The following is a 4,350-nucleotide window of genomic DNA, read 5'->3' on the forward strand; positions in this document are numbered from 1 at the left end:
GGATGACTGCCGGTACGGGAAATCGGTGCCGAGCATCAGCAGCGTGTCGCACTCCTTCATCGCCCGGTAGCCCGATGAGAAGCCCAGCATGCCGGTCAGCCCGACATCGTATGGGTTGTCCCACTCCACATGCTCCTTGCCGCCGAGCGCGTGGACGATGGGCGCCTTCAGCCTCTCCGCCAGTTCGATCAGCGGCGCATGCGCGCCCTGGCAACCGCGGCCGCAGAACAGCGTGACGCGGCTGCCGCCATTGAGAAGGTCGGCAAGCGCGTCGAGTTCAGCCGCGGCGGGGACCGTGACCGGCTGCCGGATGGCCAGTGCCGCCGGCGCCGAGAAGGTGGCCTCGACATCCTCCAGCGCGATGTCGCCGGGAATGACGATCACCGAGACGCTGCGGCGCCCGATTGCGCTGCGGATGGCCGCTTCCAGGACGCCGGGAAGCTGCGACGGGTGGGAGACCAGTTCGCAGAAGTCGCTGCAGCCGCGGAAAAGCGCCTCGGGCTTCGTCTCCTGGAAATAATTGCGGCCGATCTCGGCCGATGGGATTTGCGCAGCGATCGCCAACACCGGCACCCGCGTCCGGTGGCAATCGTAGAGGCCGTTGATGAGGTGCAGATTGCCGGGGCCGCAGGAGCCGGCGCAGACGGCAAGTCCACCCGTCAGGGCGGCCTCCGCACCGGCGGCGAAGGCCGCGACCTCCTCGTGGCGGACATGGACCCAGTCGATGCTGCGCTTGCGGCGGAGAGAGTCGGTCAGCCCGTTCAGGCTGTCGCCGACGACGCCATAGATGCGGCGCACGCCCGTTGCCTGGAGGATGTCCACGATCAGGTCGGAGATCCTATGCGTCATGGTCGAATGCTCCCGGAATTGGCGGGCTGCCGAGACGCAGCCCACTGGCAGACGAAATGGCCAGGCGGAATGGCCAGGCGGAATGGCCGGACGAAATCGAACTCGATGGTCCTGGCGGAGCTGGCACGGCTGGCCCGTCCTGTCCGATATCGATCCGCCAGATCGGAATTATCCTCTTCAGCCCCTCCAGCCATCCGCAAGGCGTCGGCCGGTCGTCGATTCACGCGTTCAGTCTAATTTCCAACGCCTTGGAGGCCAATGACACCCAAGGCAACGGTCGATATATCTTTGATCGATTGCGCCTGGACCATGGTCTAACGTCACGTTTGCCCATTTCCGTCGCCGCAATGGTTTCCGCTACCCGATCGAAGGGCTGGCCGTTCAACCGATTGGCTGCCCCAGGCCATGTGTCCCACAGCCGCTGGGGTGGGTTGCAGCTTGAGCGGCTTGACCCAGGGGGCAACCAATGGTCGATTGCTTGGCCCCGCCAACAAAACCGCCCAGGCTGTTCATGACCACCGACAGTGCCGCCGGCCGATCCGCCGAGTCCCGCAATGGCGGCCCGGCGGCCCTCCGGCCCGGAAATCCTCGGGCAGAAGGTCCAGCCCGGCATCATCCGCTGCTGGTCGCCGTCACCCTCGTGCTGGTGGCGCTGAACCTGCGGCCGGCGCTGTCGAGCCTCGCGCCGGTGATGGGCGACGTGGTGCGCGATGCCGGCCTGACCTCCGGGCAGGCCGGGCTGCTGACCACCTCGCCCGTGCTGTGCCTCGGCCTGTTCGGGGTGATCGCCCCGCGGCTGGCCCAGCGCTTCGGCACGGAACGGATGATCTTCATCATGCTGCTGGTGCTGGGCGGCGGCATCGCGCTGCGCGGACTCGGCACCTTCACCGCATTGTTCGCCGGGGCGACCCTGGCGGGCGCCGGGATCGGCATCATCGGCGTGCTTCTGCCCGCCGTGGTGAAGCGCGACTTTCCCGGGAAGATCAGCCTGATGATGGGGGTCTACACCATGGCGCTCTGCGCCGGCGCGGCGACCGCCGCCGGCGCGACGGTTCCGCTGGAGCGTGCCCTGGGGCAATGGACCGGCGCGCTGGCCGTCTGGGCGGTGCCGGCGGTGGTGGCGGCGCTGGCCTGGCTGCCGCTGACCCGCGGACGCCAGAGCGAGGCCGGTCCCGGCGGCACATCCATGCAGGGCCTGTGGCGCAATGGTCTGGCCTGGCAGATCACCCTGTTCATGGGGTTGCAGTCGGCCCTGGCCTACATCGTGCTCGGCTGGATGGCGCCGATGCTGCGCGACCGCGGCTTCGACCCGACGACGGCCGGACTGATCGTGTCCGGCTCGGTCATGGTGCAGGTGGCGGCGGCGCTGGTCGCGCCCATGCTGGCGACACGCACGCCGAGCCAGAGCCTCGCCGCCGTCTCGATGCTCGGCTGCAGCCTGGTCGGCATGGTCGGCTGCCTCTATGCTCCGCTCTGGACCATCGCGCTGTGGGCGGTGATCCTCGGGATCGGACAGGGCGGGGCCTTCGCCGTCGCCCTGACGCTGATCGTTCTGCGCTCGCCCGACAGCCGCACCGCGTCGCACCTGTCGGGCATGTCGCAGAGCGTCGGCTACACGCTGGCCTCGGCCGGCCCCTTCGCGGTCGGGCTGCTGCATGGCTGGAGCGGCGACTGGCATGCCTCCACCCTGCTGTTCATCGCCGTCGCGGTGGCGGCGGGCGTCTTCGGCTTCCTTGCCGGCCGCCCGCTCCGGCTCCGCATCTGATCGGGGCTGGGCAGTCTCAGCCCGCGAACCAACGGGCCGGGACCGTCACCAGCGACGGGAACAGAACCAGCAGCGCCAGCACCAGCAGCTGGGCCAGCAGGAAGGGCCAGACGCCGCGCATCAGGGCGCCCATGTTCAGCTTCGCCACGCCGGCCACTACGTTCAGCACGGTGCCGACCGGCGGCGTGATCAGACCGATGGCGTTGTTGATGATGAACAGCACGCCGAAATAGACGGGATCGATGCCGGCCTGCTTGATCACCGGCATCAGCACCGGCGTCAGGATCAGGATGGTCGGCGTCATGTCCATCGCCGTCCCAACGATCACCACCAGCACCATGATGGCGGCCATCAGCAGGGTCGGGCTGCCCATGAAGGGTTCCAGCATGTCGGCGACCTGGGCCGGCAGGTTTGCGATGGTGATCATCCAGGCCGACACCATGGCGGCCGCGACCAGGAACATCACCACCGCGGTGGTGGTGGCCGCCGAGGCGAACAGCTCGAACAGCTGCGACGGCTTCAGCTCGCGATAGACCACCACGGCGACGAACAGCGCATAGACCGCCGCCACCACCGCCGCCTCGGTGGGCGTGAAGATGCCGAACTTCAGACCGAAGATGATGATGCCCGGCAGCATCAGCGCCCAGAAGCCGTCCTTCACCGCGGCGGCGACCTCCCCCTTCGTCGCGCGCGGCGGCGGGGCCAGATCCTCGTGGCGGACCACCAGCCACCAGGCGGCGACCAGCCCGAACCCCAGCATCAGGCCCGGGAAAATGCCGGCCAGGAACAGCTTGGTGATCGACACGTTGGCCGCGACGCCGAACAGGATGAAGCCGATGCTGGGCGGAATGATCGGCGCGATGATGCCGCCGGCGGCGATCAGCCCGCAGGAGCGCGCCTTGTCATGGCCGGCCCGCACCATCATCGGCACCAGCAGGGCCGACAGGGCGGCGGCATCGGCCACCGCCGAGCCGGACAGGCTGGCGAGAATGCAGGAGGCGAGGATGGCGACATAGCCGAGCCCGCCGCGGATATGGCCGACCAGCGCCATCGCCACGGCGACGATGCGCCGCGACAGGCCGCCGGCATTCATCACCTCGCCCGCCAGCATGAAGAAGGGCACGGCGACCAGCGGGAAGCTGTCGGCGCCGTTGATGACGTTCTGGGCGACGATCTGGGCGTCGAACAGGTCCATATGGAACATCAGCGCCACGCCGCACAGCAGCAGCGCGAAGGCGATCGGCGTGCCGATGGCCATGGCCCCCAGCAGAGAGCCGAGGAAGACGGTGACGGTCATGGGAGGAACTCCTTGCCGCTCGGGCTAGCGGGAGATCGGGCCAGGGGAATCGGGCCGGAGGATCAGGCGTGCCGGCCGGTGGGGGAATGCCCGGCGTCGACAGACTCCTCGGACTCCGTCACCGTGATCAGCTCGCCGTCCTTCAGGCGGCCGGTCAGCGCGCGGACGAGGTTGAAGGCCAGGATCACCAGGGCCAGGACGCCGAACACCACGCCGGAGCCATAGAAGAAGCCCATCGACAGCCCGGTGGCCGGCGCCGTCACCGACAGGTTGATCAGGGTCTGGTCCCAGCTGCCGCCGAGCAGCAGCCCGGTCGCGTAGATCATCAACACATGACTGGCGCAGAAACAGACCAGCCGACCCGTCCTGGGCAGCAGGGCGACCATGGTGTCCATGCCGAGATGGCCGTGCTTGTGCAGCGCCACCACCGCCCCCAGAA

At 68.5% G+C, this 4,350-nt stretch carries 4 protein-coding genes; 1 reads left to right on the top strand and 3 read right to left on the bottom strand.

All coding sequences use genetic code 11. The features are described 5' to 3' along the window. Positions 1 to 849: thiamine pyrophosphate-binding protein (locus I71_RS33745; protein ID WP_042704591.1), on the bottom strand; the 849-nt coding region annotated here is incomplete at its 3' end. A gap of 511 nt (positions 850 to 1,360) precedes the next feature. Between I71_RS33745 and I71_RS33750 the strand changes: the two genes are divergently transcribed. Further along, complete coding sequence (locus I71_RS33750) at positions 1,361 to 2,614, top strand: MFS transporter (protein ID WP_049976468.1); 1,254 nt, start codon at positions 1,361 to 1,363, stop codon at positions 2,612 to 2,614. 16 nt (positions 2,615 to 2,630) lie between these two features. Here the strand turns inward: I71_RS33750 and I71_RS33755 are convergent, their stop codons facing one another. Both I71_RS33755 and I71_RS33760 read right to left on the bottom strand, forming a co-directional pair. Beyond that, positions 2,631 to 3,911: a TRAP transporter large permease subunit gene (locus I71_RS33755; protein WP_042704593.1), complete on the bottom strand. Its 1,281-nt coding sequence runs from the start codon at positions 3,909 to 3,911 to the stop codon at positions 2,631 to 2,633. 62 nt (positions 3,912 to 3,973) lie between these two features. Further along, positions 3,974 to 4,350: TRAP transporter small permease (locus tag I71_RS33760; protein WP_042704595.1), on the bottom strand; the 377-nt coding region annotated here is incomplete at its 5' end.

Source organism: Azospirillum sp. B506 (assembly GCF_000333595.1).
Classification (GTDB): Bacteria; Pseudomonadota; Alphaproteobacteria; order Azospirillales; family Azospirillaceae; genus Azospirillum.